Here is a 17,321-nt window from a genome sequence, read left to right as displayed (position 1 = left end):
CATAACAATGTATTAAAAATGTGTTAACTAAATAAAAACTTTTAAATAAATCCACCATCAACCCTTAATATTTGTCCTGTCATATAATTGCATTGTTCACTTGCTAAAAATACTGCAAGATTTGCGATTTCCTCTGGCTTACCCATTCTCATCATAGGTATTTCAGAAACTAATTCTTCTCGTTCTTCATCTGATAGCCAAGAATTCATTGAAGTTTCTATTACTCCTGGAGAGATGGCATTTACTCTTATATTCGACGGTGCAAGTTCTTTTCCTAATGCCTTTGTAAAAGCATTTATACCTCCCTTTGAGGCGGAATATATAACTTCACAAGAAGCTCCTACCTCACCCCACATAGAGGAAATATTTATAATTGTACCACTTCCTTTTGGTATCATATACTTTATTGCATTATGTGTTAGGTTGAAGACCCCTTTTAAATTTGTATTTATAATTTCATCAAAACATTCCTCTGTACAATCATAAAAAATCCCTATCTTTGAAATAGCAGCATTATTTATTAATATATCTATCTTCCCAAATTTATCAATTAAGGTTTTCATCATATTACTACATGTACGATACTCTGAAACATCACCTTGAAGCAAAAAAGCATAGCCACCTAAATTCTCAATATCCTTCTTTACCTCCTCTGCTTCTATATGGCTTTTTTTATAATTTACAATAACGGAAGCCCCCTCCTCTGCAAATTTTAAAGCTATAGCCTTTCCTATACCTTTTGCAGCTCCGGTAATCAATACAACCTTACCACTTAAATTACTCATTTTTCATTCCTTCTTTACTGTGATTTTTTTTCATAAAACCTCTTATTTATTAATTTATTATATTATAAGCTCTGTGTTTTTATAATTTTCTTGAATTAATAGAATAGGTTAAAAAATAATTTCATATATCCTAATATTAAATTTTCTCTTACTTATTAGTTCTAACTACAAGCTCTTCTATACTCTCATTGTGCTTATCATAAAAAATCAAATCTTTTACTTCCTTTATAGAAATAAGCATAAAAATAGTTACAAGTCCCATAAAAAACATCACTCTCATAGTTTGTGTTATACCTATTAACTCTCCCAAAACTCCTCCAATTAAGCTTCCCAAAGGCATAAGTCCCATAGATAAGGTTTCCATAAGTGCAAATACTTTTCCTCTTTTATCCTGTGGAATTATTAAAGTAACCATGGTATCAAATATAGTGTTAAAAACTGCATTACAAGCGAAACCTATAAATATTACTATGAGTAATACAGGAAAACTTTTTATAAAAGTAATACTCAAAGTTAGAATTCCAGAAATTAATATACTTACTTTATAAATTATAAATTTACGTTCTTGCTTTATATTTCTAACAGTAATAAAAGCACTTGCACATAACATACCTAAAGAATAGGTAGCTGCCGCAATACCGTATCTCTTTGGTCCTAAAAAAACTTGCTCCTTGGAATAAGGTAAAAATAATATCATTCCTGCATTAAAAAATAAATTAATAGCTGAAGCACATAAGAATACTTTTTTTAAAGTTTTAAAATACCAAAGAAATCTAAATCCTTCCTTAAAATCCTCTTTAAAAGTTATCTCTTTAGAGCATTTTTCAATCCTCGGAATATTTATAAAAAGTTCGGTGAAGGCAGACAAAATATAAGATATACCATTAAACAAAAACATATAAGGTGCTCCTATGGCAATATATATCATGCCGCCTATAGCACTACCTATCATATTCATTCCAGACTGCGCAAGACTACTTACAGAATTCGCTTGTACAAGCTTTGACTCAGGCACTAAATCTGGTCTTACAGATTGTATTGCAGGATTAAAGAAAGCACTGCATATACCAGATATTATTCCTATAACAAAGACCATCCAAACCTTAATAAATCCAAGTAAGGCAGCTATACCAACAAAAGTTACAAAAATCCCCCTTATAAGATCAGTTATAACTATAAACTTTTTTCTATCCCATCTATCTACTAAAACCCCTGCAAAAGGTCCTAAAATTATTCTAGGAAGTGTACTTAACGCACTTAATGTACCCATTAAAGCTGTAGAACCTGTAACATCTAAAATCCAAAAATTTAAAGCCATTATATATATAACATCTCCAAATACAGAGACTAATTGTCCTTGCCAGAGTAGAAAAAAATCCTCATTCCAAAGTTTTGTATTTTTTCCTACCTTTTTCTTATCCATAAACTCCCTCCAAGAGTAAAATCAATTCACTATATATTATATAGGAAGTCTTTTAAAAATGCATTTTATAAAATTTTAATTATGATATTTTTATGATTATGGAAATATATACATCAGTGCAATACTAGAATATATCTACAATAGCTGCACATAATATAAATAGTCACTATAGTTTATGCCATTCAGATAAGCTTATCTTTAATATAGATTGACATCTTAACCTTTAAGTAGGTAGGGACATGAACTTCTGACTAAGTAATTATGCATAATTAAAAGAAGGATTTATAACTTTAATTAGGTTATAAATCCTTCTATGATTTAAATTTACTTTATAAATAATGATCCTACATTATATATTAAGAATGCTGCAACCCAAGCTACAACAGTTGTATATACTGCTGAGAATAGTGCCCATTTGTGTGAGTTGGTTTCTTTTTTTATTGTTCCTAAAACTGCCATACAAGGTGAATACAATAGTGTAAATACCATAAATGCATAAGCCGCTAAAGGTGTAAATTGAGTTTGGATAGCAGATTGAAGCCCCTCCTCCGTTACAGAATAAACTGTTGCCATGGTCGCTATAACAGATTCTTTTGCAAGAACACCTGTAATTAAAGATACTCCTGCCTGCCATGTTCCGAATCCAAGAGGTTTGAATATTGGAGCTATAATACTTCCTAATCTTCCCAAGATACTTTCTGCTGAACCAGGTTCAACACCCATAGGTAAGTTTGATAATACCCATACGATTACAACTATAGCAAATATAATAGTTCCTGCTTTCTTAATAAATGCAGAAGCTTTGTCCCACATATTAAGTAATACACTTTTTAAACTTGGAACTCTATATGGAGGTAATTCCATTAAAAAGTATGATTTCTCACCTTTAAATAAAGTTTTACTAAATAACTTAGCTGAAAGTATAGCGGCTAAAATTCCAAGTACATAAAGTGAGAATACAACTATACCACTTAAAGAGAATATCCCAAGCTTCCTAGTTCCAAAGAAAGCTGCTGCAAATAGAGTATACACTGGAAGCCTTGCACTACATGATATAAATGGATTAACTAAAATAGCTATCATTCTATCTTTTTTACTTTCTAAAGTTCTAGTTGACATGATTCCAGCAACGTTACATCCTGAACCTATAATCATAGATACTGCTGTCTTACCATGAAGTCCTAAACTTGACATAAATCTATCCATTACATATGCTGCTCTTGACATATATCCTACGTCTTCTAATATTCCTATAATAAAATACATGGTTAAAATTAATGGTACAAACACAATTACCTCTCCAAGACCACCAATTATACCATCTACTATAAAGGACTTAAAAAGTTCTGGAGAGTTTGAAAGGTATCCACCTGCAAATTCTTTTAAGGCTTCAAAGCCTTCACCTACATGTTCTCCTAAAAAGTCATTTCCAAAGGTCATAGTTACTTGATACATTAAAAACATTATAATTGCAAATATCGGTAAACCTAAATATTTATTAGTAACCACTTTATCGATTTTATCAGATAAAGTTTCCTCATATTCCTCTTTTTTATGAACTTTTCCCTTAAGTAAATTTGAAATATACTCATATCTCTTATCTACAATTAAACATTCCGGTTCATAACCATACACATCTGTAAGAGAATTAATAGATTTCTTAACAGATGATAAGACATCATCTAAACCTTTGTTTTGTATATAGTCTACCATATATGAATCATTTTCAATAAGTTTAGTTGCAGTCCATTTAAATGGATACTCTAAATTAGGCTCTTTAATCTCTAATTCTGTGGCAATTTTGTCCACCTGTGTTTGAAAATCATTCTCACATGTTACTTCTATTTCTTTAGGTTTAATTTTTTGTTCTGATGCCTCTATAACTGCATCTAAAAGCTCTAGTACACCTTTTTTTCTAGATGCAACTGTTTCTACTATCTTAATACCCATATCTTTCTCTAAAGCACTTCTATTAATCTTAACACCATTTTTTTCTGCTTCATCTATCATATTTAAATCTAAAATCGTCTTACAACCTAGTTCTAAAATTTGAGTAGTTAAATACATATGCCTTTCTATATTACTAGAATCAACTACATTAATAACAACTTCCGGCTTGTCCTTAATTAAATAATTTCTAGCAACTACTTCATCTTCAGAGTATGCGCTTAAACTATAAGTACCTGGTAAATCCACAACCCTTATAGTTCTCCCCTTATACTTTAAAGTTCCTTCTTTTTTCTCAACTGTAACCCCTGGCCAATTTCCTACGTGTTGCCTCGATCCAGTTAACGCATTAAATAAACTGGTTTTCCCCGAATTGGGATTTCCCATTAAAGCAACAATAATTTCTGACTTCATTGCGTTCTCCTCCTAAAATCTTAAACATAAAAAGTTCTGACTTAAATAAAATTAATTAAATTAAACACTAACCATAATTTTTTGAGCCATACCCCTACCTAATACAATCCTAGAACTACCGATTGCTATAATTAAAGGCCCATCAGCATTTTTAACCATTTTTATATTAGCTCCTGTATTTACACCCATTTCCATAAGTCTTTTAATAAAAATTTCTGTTCCTTTTATCTCTTTTACCTCTGCAATGTCTCCTGTATTTACCAAACTTAAAGGCATAATACTACCTCCTTATCCTACAATAATATCCTTAGCTTCTTCTTTTCTTAAAGTAAGCTTGTACCCTCTTAGGCTTATCTCTATAGGATCTCCAAAAGGAGCCATACCTTCAACTTTAATCTTAGTTCCTTTTACAATTCCAAGATCCATAATTCTTCTTCTAACTTTGCTTCCTTCTCTAATTTTAGAAACTAGATAAGAATTACCTACTTGCCCTTTATCTAAAGTTATCTCCATCTCCTTACCTCCACCACAATTTAATAATTGTACTAAAAAATATAAGAATTTTTCTTATACATATATTTTTATATTTCTTTAAGCTTTTTACCAAGTTCTATACATTTTTTAATTCCATCGTCATCAGGAGTTTCATTAATTATTAATCCTTTATCTATAAGCTCTGCTCCAGAATTTTTAATTCTAGTTTCGAATTCTTCCATCCATTCTCCATTTCCCCATCCGTAAGAACCAAATAGAGCAACTTTTTTTCCATTTAACATATGCTCAATTTCACATATAAAAGGTTCAAATTCAGATTCTTCTAGAACTTCAGCTCCCATAGCTGGACATCCTAATGCAATCTTGTCTGCTTTTTCTATATCTTGTGCACTAGCCTCAGAAACATGAAGAAGTTTAGCCTCTCCTCCTTCTGATATAGCCTTTGCCATAGATTCTGTATTTCCTGTTCCACTCCAATATATTACTAACATTTCTGCACCTCCAAAGATTAAAGAAATTGAATATTGTTTTCATTTGAATATTATTTTAATTTATTAATTATTCTTTTTCAACCATATTTAAGTAACTTATTAATATTAAAAAATATAGTTTATGGAGATAATTTATAGTAAAGTCGCTTAATTTAATGGTTTTGAAGACTTTTTTTATACTTTAAGTAATTAAATTTATATAAAAAAACTTTAAAATTTTTTTAACTTTTTCATTTTTTCTGCCCTTTTTATACAATATTATCCAATAGAGTAAGTTTACACTTTGTAATATGGTCATATTGTACAGGCTATTTAATTATTATAAAAATATTTCAAATTAACAAATAAAAAGTTTTTATAAAATGAATAAAATTCTAAAAATACTTTATTTAATACCTTAAATATGTTATTATATTGATGAAAAGTTTATAAAGGAGGAGTTTGTTATGGCATACATAATTAATGAAGCTTGTGTTAGTTGTGGAGCTTGTGCTACTGAGTGTCCAGTTAACGCTATAAGCCAAGGGGATTCTATCTATGTTATAGATGCAGCTACTTGTATCGATTGTGGTAACTGTGCTAATGTTTGTCCAGTTGGTGCTCCAGTGCAAGAATAGTAGTTTACAGCTATTTTAAAAAGCGTTTTTTTAAATAAAATAAAAGTACAGGCCTTCCTGTACTTTTATTTTATTCTCTATTTCATTTTCTAATCATGTATACTCTTAAATCCATTTCCCAAAGTTTCGTGCACATTATATGTTACTATAAAAGCATTCTCATCTATACCTTTTATATAGTTCTTTAATTTTATAAATTCTTTTTTATTTAATACAGTTGTTATTATTTCCTTATCAGTACTTGTATAAGCACCTTTTCCTTTATACACTGTAGCACCTCTACCTAGATCTTCCATGATAAACTTAATAATCTCATCGTCTTTAGTGCTTACTATTTCAACCTTCTTGCATATATTTAGACCTTGTATAACAGCATCTATAGTAATTCCATTGATTATTACTCCTAAAAGTGCATACATTCCTATCTTTGGTCCAAAAGCAATAGTCGCAAGTAGTGTTACAAAAAAATCCACCACTAGTAAGGCACGTCCAATATCAATATGAAAATACTTATTTAAAATTTTTGCTATAATATCCGTACCACCAGTAGAAGCATTTTGTTCAAACACTACAGCCATTCCCACTGCACCTAATAATATACCAAAAAGAAGCTCAATAAATATATCATTTGTTAAAGGACTCTTAATAGGAAAGATCTTTTCTAAAATCATTATAATAAAAGATAAGCTAAGACTCGCATATATAGTTTTTCCCCCAAAGGCAGAACCAATAAATATGAATCCTACTATAAATAAAATGATGTTCATAATAAGCATAAATAGTCCTATAGATATAGCAGGTATAAATTTATTAAGTACTATAGCAAGTCCTGTAACTCCCCCTACAGCCAAGTTATGTGGCACTAAGAAAAAATGTACCCCTAATGCTAAAAATAAAACTCCTATAGTTATTAGTAAAACTTCTTTAATAGTATTCTTACCCAAATTCTTTCCCATGTTATTCTACCCCTTTCTTCTGTCTATTACTACACGTCTATGCCTTCTCTAGAAAGCACACCTTTGTTGTAATAATGTTTTATTTCCTTCATTTCAGTTACTAAATCAGAAAACTCAATTAACTTATCTGTAGCATATCTTCCAGTTAGAACAACCTCTACTTTTGGATGCTTATCTTTTAGAATCCCTATAACTTCTTCTTCGCTAAACAATTTAAAATATATAGCTATAGTTATCTCATCTAAAATAACTAAATCGTATTCCCCCTTTTTTAAAATATTGCCACATTTCAAAAGAGCATTTCTACCCATTGAAATATCTTCTTTTGTGGGAGAATTACTTATAAAGCATCCATTTCCAAATTGTTCAATTTTAATATTATTAATTAAATTTTCTACTGCAACTTCATGGTATTTCATACCCTTTACAAACTGCCCTATATATACATTTTTCCCTGCAAGAGAAGCTCTTAATGCAAGTCCAAAAGCAGCTGTAGTTTTTCCCTTTCCGTTTCCTGTATAAATATGTACGTACCCCTTTTCCATATAATTCTCCTTACTTTTATAATCTCCATAAAATATAATAACATAGTTTTAAATATTCAAAAATACCTTTGTCAATAAAATTCGTAAAATTGTATAAATATTCTCTTATTAGTTAACAATTTAACTATAATTTATATAAGGTGATGAAAAAATGGATATAAATATACTTTCTAAAAATTTAGATGAAAATATAGAACTTATAGAAGCTTCTACAAGCAATAATACTACCTTTTTTAAAAGAGAAATAATTTTAGAAAACAATATACGTGCAACTATATTATTTATAGCTGGACTTTCTGATCAAGATCGAATAGAAGATGATATAATAGCCCCTTTACTTTTTAAAGTTAAAGAAGATTTAAATACTATCCCTAACCTTCCAGACTTTTTAAGTAAAAAATACATAAAGTCTTTCAATGTTTCTCTAGAAAATTCTTTAGACAACATAAGTGTGGAATTACATAAAGGAAATGCTATAGTTCTTTTAGAAAATTATTCCACAGGAATTATATGCTCAACTTCTGTCCAAATTCACAGAAGCATTCAAAGTTCTGACACGGAAATTTCCATATTAGGCGGAAAAGATGCCTTTATAGAAAATTTAGATATTAATATATCTTTAATTAACCAGAAGCTAAATGATCCCAATTTGAAAATAGAAAAGTTCAATTTAGGTACAAAGTCTAAAACAGATGTGGCATTAATCTACATAGATGGCATAATCGATACTAAAATCCTAAATAAAATTAGAAAAAACTTAAAAAGCATAGATGCACCATATATAGGAGGTACGGGATATATTGCGAAGTACCTATTCCCAAAGCAAAGAAGTATTTTCCCTCTAAGTAAGATGACAGAAATTCCTGATACGGTAGTTACTGATATGCTTCAAGGTAAAGCTACTATTATGGTAAATGGGTTTCCCCATGCACTAATTATACCTGTAGTATTCATAGAATTTTTTCAAGCCTTTGAGGATTATGTAAGTAACAATATTATGGGTTCTTTTGAAAGACTATTAAGAATAATTAGTGCTTTTATTTTAATTACTCTATCACCACTCTATGTAGCCTTATTAGAGTATAACGTTGAACTAATTCCTTTGCCTCTTATAAAAGTATTAATCAAGTCAAGAAGTGGTATACCACTTAGCCCATTTATTGAAGTATTGGTAATGGAATTACTAATAGAGATGCTTCGTGAAGGTGGTATTAGATTACCTAAGCCAATAGGTCAAACTCTTGGTATAGTTGGTGGTATTGTACTTGGTGATGCTGCTACAAGGGCAGGTATCGTTAGTCAAACCACCCTTGTGGTTGTAGCTATAGGAATTATTTGTACATTCTTGGTGCCAAATTATACTATGTCAACGCCACTTAGATTATTGAGATTTCCTATGATATTACTTGCAAAACTTCTAGGATTCTTAGGTATTATAGCAGGTCTTTTAATACTTGTTGTTCACTTAATCTGTACAGATTCTTTTTCAATACCATATCTATCACCGATTTCACCTTTAAATCCTGAGGGAATCAAGGATTCTATTATAATGTCCTCCATAAAAAAGGTTAATAGAATACCTACTATTTTTACAAGATCTGCAAGGGAAAGGAGAAAAAATGCAAAAAAAGATAACGATTAAAGATTACTTTGGATTGTTAGTTAATTCATTTTTAGGCATAGGAATATTATCCTTAGCCTCCGATTTGGCTAAAGTATCAGAACAAAGTGCATGGATATCGGCTATACTTTCAGGTATACCTTCTTTACTTATTATTCTTATTGTCTATTTTTTGTATAAACAAACAGAAAGAAAAGATTTTGCAAGTCTATTAGAATGTTTATATGGAAAAACTCTTTCAAAAATTTTGTTTTGTTTTTTCTTTATCCATTCATTAATTCAAAATACTGTAAATTTACTTTAGTAATTAAAATGTCTTTTGCAAGGTATATGCCAGTATGTATTATAGCTATTATAATTTCTGCTTTATCTATTCTTATATGTTCTAAGGATATTAATATAATCGGAAGATTGTCTACCTTTGTACTATTTTTTGTAATACCCATTCTTTTAGTTCCATGTATTCTCATGTACAAAGGTGATGTTAAAAATGTACTTCCTGTAGTATCTTCCTACAAAAAGATATTTAGCTCATTACCTAAATCAATTTTAGCATATACTGGTGCAGAAAGTACTTTTTTTATTATGTATCTTCTAGATGAAGATAAACACCTACTGAAATCTAGTATGTATGGTATTGGAACCATAATATTACTATATGCTATAAGTGTTTTTTCAATTATTTATTACTTAGGCTATGAGTTAACTGGTAAACTAACATTTCCAGTTATATTTTGCTTTGAAGTAATTAGACTTCCTCTGTTTTCTGATTTTAAGGAACTATTTATGCTTACATGGAGTTTCACAATCTTAGCAACGTCAGCTTTTCAAAACTATCAGATGAGTTATGTTGTAAAAAGTTTGTATAAGAAAATTTCTAATAAAATTTTGTTTATTATACTTTTACCCCTAATCACCGCCTCGGCACTATTAGCTATATTCTATCAAACATATAGGGTGAAATACATTATCCCTCTTTCAACTATTACTAATATAATTTTATATATTATTGTTTTGATCTCCTTTATTATATGTATATTTAAGTTTGGAATAAGAAGAGGTGATAAAAATAATAAATTTGTATCGAAAAAATCACTTTAATAAATTTAAAATTATATCATTAATGCTATGCTCTACTCTCTTATTTTCAGGATGTTATAATTCTGAACCTATAGAAAAAATTGCTGTAATTGTAGGAATAGTATTTCAAAAGGATAAAAAAGATAATAGGAAAAATCATATCTACTCTGAAATACTATCTTTTGATCAAGGTTCTAATTCTATTAAGGGGGAGTATGTGGAAGGTTCTTCTTTTTCTTTATATGAAGCTTTTAATCTATCTAATTCAAAAATATCTAAAACTAGGGTTTTAGGTGATGAGCTCCTGTACTTAATTAATGAAGGGAAAGCAAAAGACGGAATTGATGATATACTTGATACATTTTTAAGAAATGATGATAGAAATGAAAATGCTTTTGTTGCTGTAACAACTAAAGACGTAAAAGAATTAAGTACATCTCAGCCTAGAACAGCTACACTATCTGAAGATCTTTATAATCTATTATACTTTGCAAATAAAGCTAACTTTTATGCTAAAGATTATAGCATTGCAGAAATTCTAAAAATGCATCACCAAAAAGGACGAGAAATAATTTTACCTGTTATAGATGTTCAAGATGGTAAGCAAGCTTTATCTGGCCTTGCAATTTTTAAAAATACTAAATTAGTATCCATAACAGACTTAAAAGAAGCTAGGTTAATAAATATGATCAGAAACAGTGGTGTAAGTGGGTACTTAAACTTATTAGATGATGAATGTAAAGAGTTTGCTGATTTTTCATCAAAAAATAAAGTTAAAGTAAATGTTTCAAAAGAAAATGAGACCTTAGTATATAATATATCTGTAGGACTTGAATGTATGATTGCTGTTAACACATTAGGAGATAAAGATAATAAAAAAACATATAAAAGTAGAAAAAATATAGAAGAAAAATTAAACTCCTTAGTTGAAAAGGATTTAAATAATATGATAAAAAAATCTATAGAAGAATATGAAACTGATATTTTTGACCTTGGTAAATATGCTCTTGCTAAATTCGGAAAAAATAGTGGTTATGATGACTTTAAGTATATAAAAAATGCCAAAATAAATGTTAAAGTAAATTCTAAGATAATATCCCCTGGAAGAAATACCGATATGAATAATGATTAAAATAAAAGTGGTGAATACTTATTCTCCACTTTTATTTTAATTCTTCTTTTTTAATTATATATAACTCTATATTAATTCTTATTTAGAAAAATTTATAATTTTTTCATATAACTCTTCTGCAGTATCCCCCTCTATAAATTTCCCCTCTACTCTAGCTATATATTTATAGCTACATTTTGAACACTCACCTATACACTTATTCCAAGTAATTCTATACTCTGGATGACTACTATATATCTTTTCATATACTTCTTTTATCTGTGTATTTTCTTTACAGAAACTTACTTGCACAATTACCCCTCTCCTTTTGTTTATATATTATTTATGTTAAATTGTTTTCCTTTATATGTTGAACTAAGGATTCCTCTGAATAGAATACATTTTCCTTATTAATCTTCTTACGCCCTATTACAAAAGCCTTAATTCCACTGTCTAAAGCAGCCTTTAGTTTTTCTTCTGTTCCACCTTGTACTCCACTATCTTTCATTAAAATAACATTGGCTTCATGTTCCTTTATAAAAGTCATGTTAAGATCATAGCTTATAGGACCTTTTATTGCAACTATGTCCTCTGGCATTATATGAAGTTCATCTAATTCTTGCATTACCTTAAGTGTTGGAAGTACCCTATGAATTATCCTATTTTCTAAGTTTAAATCTAATACCCTTTTAATATTTCTACTACCTGTAGTATTTAATATAGTTCCCTTTAAATCTTTTAAATTACTATAAAGTTCCTCATAATCTTCTACCACAATTACATCTTTATATTTTTCATAAGGCTCTACAACAGATGGTCTTTCATATCTTAAATAGTTTATTCCAGTATCCATGCATGCTTTTTTTAAATTTTCAGTTACAACTAATGCATAAGGATGGGAACCATCTACAAAAGTAGTGATATTATATTTTTTTATAGTTTCCACCATTTTATCATAATCCATAGGAGTAGTATTTAATATTTTGTGTTTATAATCTTTAAGTAAATCTCCACCATATTGAGTTGCCGTAGATACAAATATATCCTCTGTAAATTCATTTAATAGAGATAGTATTTTCTTTCCTTCTGACGTTCCTAAAATTAAACCTATCATAAATATCACTCCTTTTTTGCTTGTATTTGTGTATTTTATATAAAATATAACTTGCAAACTCATAGCAAATTCTATATTGCTAATAATCTGCAAGTTATATTTCCGTGCTACTTAATAACTTCTATTTAATTTCTTAATTTATTTAACAACTCTACTATACAACAAACTTTATTAGTGTACTTTATTGTCATACAGCTTCAATTAAATAAACTATATTACTTTTCTACTTTATATCCTCTTGGAGTTATAATTCTTTCATTTTCCATATAGCTTTGACTATTTCCGATTACTACCATAGAAAACATATCAACAACTTCTGGATCAAAGTTATCTAGTGTAAATAGATGAACTTCTTGTCCTTCTCTTAATGCATGTCTAACAACACCTATTGGAGTATTACCTTTTCTGTATTTTCTAACTAAATCTAAACATTCTGCTAGATAATGAGGTCTTCCTTTACTTTTAGGATTATATAGGGAAATTATAAAATCAGCTTCTGCTGCATTTTCTACTCTTTTTTTAATTAGTTCATATGGAGTCATAAGGTCACTTAAACTAATATTGCAGTTATCATGCATAAGTGGTGCTCCTAGAACAGAAGCTGCTGCTGAAGAAGCTGTAACTCCTGGAACAATTTCTATAGCTGCATCATTTTTAAGTTGAAGAATTAATCCTGCCATACCATAGATTCCAGCATCTCCTGTACTTACTACAGACACAATCTTATCCTCTGCAAATTCTATAGCTTTCTTACATCTTTCCTCTTCACCTTTCATACCTGTTGAAAAAACTTCTTTTCCATCTAAAAGGGGTTTAATCATTTGTATATACTTAGTATATCCAACTATTACATCACTTTCTTCTATGGCTTTTTTAGCTTTTATAGTTAAGTGGTCTAATCCACCTGGTCCAATTCCTATAACATATAATTTTTTCATATATTTTACTCCCTTTCTTCTAAAACTCCAATACATAAGGTCATGCCCTCTAGGGGAAGTTTATCCGTTATAAGTCTTCCTCCTAAAAGTTCACAGGAAGGTTCACAAACAGCACGAACTCCTATATTCTTCTCTACAAAATCAGAGCCTTTATAGTGGTGATGTACCCTTTGTATTTCTTCTTTTGTATAAGTCTTCATAGCGCAATTTAAGGTCTTACTAAGACTTATAATAGCCTTTTCTTCTGCCTTAACCCAAGCAGTTCCTATGGCTTTTATAGATCTTTTATCTATATTATATTCCCTTAAAGTTTTAAAAACTTTTTCCTCCATAGTATCTTCTGGATAATCCTTCTTACATCCAATTCCTAGAACTATATTTTGTCTTATAAGTTTTAAAACTGGTATTCCATAATCTTTTGTAGAATCTTCATTTGTAACTAAAACTAACGCCTTAACGTGCTTACTAGTTTCATTATTATAAGGTGTATATCCCTTAGGAATATCTATAACTCCATTTTTATCTAAAAAACCAACCTTATCTCTATGAACTAAGAAAGCAGCTACATCCTTGCATATTTTCATATTATCTATAATTAAGTTATTTTTCTTAGCTACCATGTCTGGAGCGGTAATACCCAAATTATCCGTTGCTGTAGTTATTATAGGCTCTGCACCTAAAATTTCTGCTATACTCTCCGTAAGTTCGTTGGCACCACCAATATGACCACTTAAAAGTGAAATTACATATCTTGAACTATTATCGATAACTAGCACTCCAGGATCTTCTGTTTTGCTCTTTACAAGAGAGGATATACTTCTTACTGCAATCCCCGTAGAAGATATAAAAATCACAAAATTATATTTAGAGAAAGCTTCTTTTGAAACTTCTTTAATTCCAATAGATTTAACATCCTCTCTTCTATATACCCTTGCATCAAAAGTATTTTTTATTTTCTCGCTGATTAAATGACCTTCCTCTGTAACGCAGATTATGGCTAGAAAGTTTTTTTGTTTAATTTCAAGCATTAGATCTATTTTCCTTCTCTAAACATATGAGTAAAAGTTTTATCGTATAATTTACTCTTCTCATATTCACAGTCTATAAAGTCACCTACTAAAATTTGAGCGCATTTTGTAATACCAGCAGCCTTAACTTTTTCTGCTATATCATCTAATGTTCCATAGATTACTCTTTGATCTTCCCAAGTAGCTCTTTCAACTATTGCTATTGGAACGTTTCTTCCATATCCACTTCTTAGTTTTGCAACTACCTTATCAATCATGCTAATAGATAAGAATATCGCCATAGAAGCTCCTATTCTAGCTAAATGCTCAAGGTCCTCTGTCTCTGGTACTGGAGTTCTTCCTTCTACCCTTGTTAAAATTAAAGTTTGAGTTATAGAAGGTAGTGTAAATTCTTTTTTAATAGCTGCAGCAGCTGCTGTACAAGAACTTACTCCTGGAATAACTTCATATTTAATATCACCATGATTGTCAAGTTCATCCATTTGCTCTTTTATAGCACCATATATTGCAGGATCTCCTGTGTGAAGTCTTACTATAGTTTTTCCCTCTGCTTCACCTTTTAACATAACCTCTATAACTTCATCTAAGTTCATAGAAGCTGAGTTGTACTTTTCAACTCCCTCTTTACAGAATTCTAAATGTTTCGGGCTAACTAATGAACCTGCATATATAACAATATCAGCTTTAGCTAAAGTATCTCTTCCCTTTACTGTTATTAAATCTACATCTCCAGGGCCTGCTCCAATAAAATATATCATAGTGTTCCTCCTTAAGGCTTTTATAAATTTGTTTTATATTTATGATTAGTCACGTCTTGCAATAATAAGACTCATATAATCTCTAGAATTTATAATATCTTCTCTATTTCTTAAAATTTCCTGTCCTTCTCTTCCAGCTCTCTTAACTAAAACATACTTAAATCCTTTTTCTTCTAAGAAATTCACAACTTTTTCTTCTATTCTATAAACTTTCATTATAACAAGAAATTTTTCATCTTTAACTGATTCAAGTCTAGTTGCTGGAAGTACTAAAAGAGGTTCATCTCCAATTACTAATGGCTCTCCAACTAGGGATGCTGATGCGCAGAAAGAAGTTATTCCTGGAACTGTCTCTACATCAAATCCTCTCTCTCTAACGTGATTTAGAAGATATGTGTATGTACTAAATACAAAAGGATCTCCTATAGTTAAGAAGGCAACATTTTTTCCATCTTCAATAAATCTTGCAACTTCCTTGTATGCCTCAAGTATTTTAGCTTCTTGTTCTTCTCCACCCATTGGAAAATGCTTAAATACAACTTCTACACCCTCTGGTATATACTCTTCTGCAATTTCATAAGCTATACTCTTTCCACCACTCATTGCAGTGGGAACTACAACTACATCTGCCTTTTTTAAAGTATTTATAGCTTTAACTGTGATTAATTCTTTGTCTCCAGGACCTACGCCTATTCCATATAAAGTTGCCATTAATTTTCCTCCTTATTTCTCTGCCCTTACAATAAAAATTGGATTTAAAGCAGTTAACATATAGCTCTGACCACGTGTCTTGCTTACAGCTACTTGAATACATTCAACCTTACATTTTAATTCTTTTAACTTCTCCATAGCCTTATATACATTGTTTAAAGTTATAAAGTTTAAAACCATAACTCCACTATCTTTAAGCATTCTATAAGATTCTTCAATTATATCTTCAAGTTCTCCACTACTTCCACCTACAAATATAGAATCAAACTGATTATTCATAGTTTTCATGTGCTCCATAGCAGTTCCTTCTAAAACTTTTAAATTATGAGCTTCAAACTTTTCTATATTTTTATAAATAGTATCTAATGCAGCAGGATCTTTTTCTATTCCTATAACACTACCCTTAGAGCAAATCTTGGCTGCTTGAACTGTAACAGAACCTGTGCCTGCTCCTACATCAAGTACATCAGAGTCTTCTCTAAGATTCATTTTAGAAATACTTAAAATTCTTATTTCTTCCTTAGTCATAGGACAATCGCCACGAATAAATTCTTCATCTCTTATATATTTCATGTATACATCCACCTCACTTTTTCTGAGTATCTGATTTAAATACTATCTATTCCCTCTCTATGACAAGTACACTAAGTTCAGTGAACTCTTCTAAAGTTACTTCTTCTATAGTTCCCTTAAATATTCTCTCATTATCATAGGATAAATTTTCTCCAACATATGCATTTCCTTTTATATTTTCTTTATTAAGCATTTCACATAATACCTTTGGAGTAAATTTATTATCCACAAGCCAAAAACTTAGTTTATAACTCTTTACCTTTTCTATAAAAGACTCTTCTCTTCCATGCATACTACCTACATAGGCATCTTGCCAAGGAAGGGCAAGCCTTGAACTTAAATATTGAAAAGAACTAAGTCCTGGAACCACCTTAACGTCTTTTGAGATATTATTTTTAACATAATTTGTAATACCATAATAACAAGGATCGCCTGATGCTATTATACCTAAAGATTCATACTCTCCCTTTTCATAGAGTTCTTTTAAATCCTTTAGCCCTTTTATTATAATCTTTTTATTATCTACAAAGTCTATACTTTCCATAGCACGGCTAAAGCCAACTACTGCAGATACTTCATGAAGAGATTTAAGAGCCTTAGGTAAAATATAGTCGGTATGACCTGGGCCAAGACCTATTACATATAACTGTGTTTTTTCTTTAAAACTATTTTTTAAGGCAGTTTTACTTTCCATATCTAAAACTCCTTCTTATA

General features: G+C 30.0%; 19 protein-coding genes and 1 pseudogene. 4 read left to right on the top strand and 16 right to left on the bottom strand.

Features of this window, described 5'->3' with window-relative positions; all coding sequences use genetic code 11:
* Window positions 1-41: 41 nt before the first annotated feature.
* The 6 genes from ymfI to FGL08_RS04485 form a co-directional block, all read right to left on the bottom strand.
* Entirely contained in the window at window positions 42-785 is a 744-nt protein-coding gene (ymfI, locus tag FGL08_RS04510) for an elongation factor P 5-aminopentanone reductase (protein ID WP_138209641.1), read from the bottom strand.
* A gap of 148 nt (window positions 786-933) precedes the next feature.
* Window positions 934-2,208 carry an MFS transporter gene (locus FGL08_RS04505; RefSeq protein ID WP_138209640.1) on the bottom strand — a complete coding sequence of 425 codons (1,275 nt, stop codon included), beginning with the start codon at window positions 2,206-2,208 and terminating at the stop codon, window positions 934-936.
* 324 nt (window positions 2,209-2,532) lie between these two features.
* On the bottom strand, window positions 2,533-4,569 hold the full coding sequence (gene feoB / locus FGL08_RS04500; protein ID WP_138209639.1) for a ferrous iron transport protein B: 2,037 nt from the start codon (window positions 4,567-4,569) through the stop codon (window positions 2,533-2,535).
* A 60-nt stretch (window positions 4,570-4,629) separates the two neighbouring features.
* Entirely contained in the window at window positions 4,630-4,845 is a 216-nt protein-coding gene (locus tag FGL08_RS04495) for a FeoA family protein (RefSeq protein WP_138209638.1), read from the bottom strand.
* Between the two features lie 12 nt (window positions 4,846-4,857).
* Entirely contained in the window at window positions 4,858-5,082 is a 225-nt protein-coding gene (locus FGL08_RS04490) for a FeoA family protein (RefSeq protein WP_138209637.1), read from the bottom strand.
* 68 nt (window positions 5,083-5,150) lie between these two features.
* Window positions 5,151-5,555 (bottom strand): flavodoxin, encoded by a 405-nt coding sequence (locus FGL08_RS04485; protein WP_138209636.1) that lies wholly within the window; start codon window positions 5,553-5,555, stop codon window positions 5,151-5,153.
* Between the two features lie 446 nt (window positions 5,556-6,001).
* On the opposite strand from FGL08_RS04485, the gene fdxA reads away from it, so the two are divergent.
* Window positions 6,002-6,172 carry a 4Fe-4S ferredoxin gene (gene fdxA / locus FGL08_RS04480; protein WP_138209635.1) on the top strand — a complete coding sequence of 57 codons (171 nt, stop codon included), beginning with the start codon at window positions 6,002-6,004 and terminating at the stop codon, window positions 6,170-6,172.
* Between the two features lie 89 nt (window positions 6,173-6,261).
* Here the strand turns inward: fdxA and FGL08_RS04475 are convergent, their stop codons facing one another.
* Both FGL08_RS04475 and FGL08_RS04470 read right to left on the bottom strand, forming a co-directional pair.
* Window positions 6,262-7,128: a YitT family protein gene (locus tag FGL08_RS04475; RefSeq protein WP_138209634.1), complete on the bottom strand. Its 867-nt coding sequence runs from the start codon at window positions 7,126-7,128 to the stop codon at window positions 6,262-6,264.
* Window positions 7,129-7,157: 29 nt separating this feature from the next.
* Window positions 7,158-7,709, bottom strand: a complete 552-nt coding sequence (locus tag FGL08_RS04470; RefSeq protein WP_279232963.1) for a cob(I)yrinic acid a,c-diamide adenosyltransferase — start codon at window positions 7,707-7,709, stop codon at window positions 7,158-7,160.
* A 115-nt stretch (window positions 7,710-7,824) separates the two neighbouring features.
* Here FGL08_RS04470 and FGL08_RS04465 point away from each other — a divergent pair, with 115 nt between their 5' ends.
* The 3 genes and pseudogenes from FGL08_RS04465 to FGL08_RS04450 all read left to right on the top strand — a co-directional run bounded on the left by FGL08_RS04465 (window position 7,825) and on the right by FGL08_RS04450 (window position 11,506).
* A complete protein-coding gene (locus FGL08_RS04465; protein ID WP_138209632.1) occupies window positions 7,825-9,315 on the top strand; it encodes a spore germination protein in 1,491 nt (496 codons plus the stop codon).
* Window positions 9,293-10,395: pseudogene (locus tag FGL08_RS04455) on the top strand (GerAB/ArcD/ProY family transporter). Before FGL08_RS04465 ends, FGL08_RS04455 begins: the two are co-directional and overlap by 23 nt.
* Window positions 10,355-11,506, top strand: coding sequence for a Ger(x)C family spore germination protein (locus FGL08_RS04450; protein WP_171011973.1), 1,152 nt, complete (start codon window positions 10,355-10,357; stop codon window positions 11,504-11,506). The pseudogene FGL08_RS04455 and the gene FGL08_RS04450 overlap by 41 nt, the downstream one beginning before the upstream one ends.
* Before the next feature lie 78 nt (window positions 11,507-11,584).
* On the opposite strand, the gene FGL08_RS04445 is transcribed toward FGL08_RS04450, so the two are convergent.
* The 8 genes from FGL08_RS04445 to cbiE form a co-directional block, all read right to left on the bottom strand.
* The gene (locus FGL08_RS04445; protein ID WP_171011972.1) at window positions 11,585-11,797 is read right to left on the bottom strand and encodes a DUF1450 domain-containing protein; all 213 of its coding nucleotides are present in this window, start codon (window positions 11,795-11,797) and stop codon (window positions 11,585-11,587) included.
* A gap of 31 nt (window positions 11,798-11,828) precedes the next feature.
* Window positions 11,829-12,599, bottom strand: coding sequence for a cobalt-precorrin-6A reductase (locus tag FGL08_RS04440; protein ID WP_138209627.1), 771 nt, complete (start codon window positions 12,597-12,599; stop codon window positions 11,829-11,831).
* 215 nt (window positions 12,600-12,814) lie between these two features.
* A complete protein-coding gene (cobJ, locus tag FGL08_RS04435) occupies window positions 12,815-13,537 on the bottom strand; it encodes a precorrin-3B C(17)-methyltransferase (protein WP_138209626.1) in 723 nt (240 codons plus the stop codon).
* 5 nt (window positions 13,538-13,542) lie between these two features.
* Entirely contained in the window at window positions 13,543-14,565 is a 1,023-nt protein-coding gene (gene cbiG, locus FGL08_RS04430) for a cobalt-precorrin 5A hydrolase (RefSeq protein WP_138209625.1), read from the bottom strand.
* Between the two features lie 5 nt (window positions 14,566-14,570).
* Complete coding sequence (cobM, locus tag FGL08_RS04425; protein WP_138209624.1) at window positions 14,571-15,323, bottom strand: precorrin-4 C(11)-methyltransferase; 753 nt, start codon at window positions 15,321-15,323, stop codon at window positions 14,571-14,573.
* 45 nt (window positions 15,324-15,368) lie between these two features.
* Window positions 15,369-16,034, bottom strand: a complete 666-nt coding sequence (locus FGL08_RS04420) for a cobalt-factor II C(20)-methyltransferase (RefSeq protein WP_138209623.1) — start codon at window positions 16,032-16,034, stop codon at window positions 15,369-15,371.
* A 12-nt stretch (window positions 16,035-16,046) separates the two neighbouring features.
* Entirely contained in the window at window positions 16,047-16,607 is a 561-nt protein-coding gene (gene cbiT, locus FGL08_RS04415; RefSeq protein ID WP_138209622.1) for a precorrin-6Y C5,15-methyltransferase (decarboxylating) subunit CbiT, read from the bottom strand.
* 46 nt (window positions 16,608-16,653) lie between these two features.
* Window positions 16,654-17,301 carry a precorrin-6y C5,15-methyltransferase (decarboxylating) subunit CbiE gene (gene cbiE / locus FGL08_RS04410; RefSeq protein WP_138209621.1) on the bottom strand — a complete coding sequence of 216 codons (648 nt, stop codon included), beginning with the start codon at window positions 17,299-17,301 and terminating at the stop codon, window positions 16,654-16,656.
* Between the last annotated feature and the right edge of the window lie 20 nt (window positions 17,302-17,321).

Origin of the sequence: Hathewaya histolytica (assembly GCF_901482605.1) — a bacterium.
Classification (GTDB): Bacteria; Bacillota; Clostridia; order Clostridiales; family Clostridiaceae; genus Hathewaya; species Hathewaya histolytica.
This window is presented reverse-complemented; position numbering and strand designations above follow the sequence as displayed.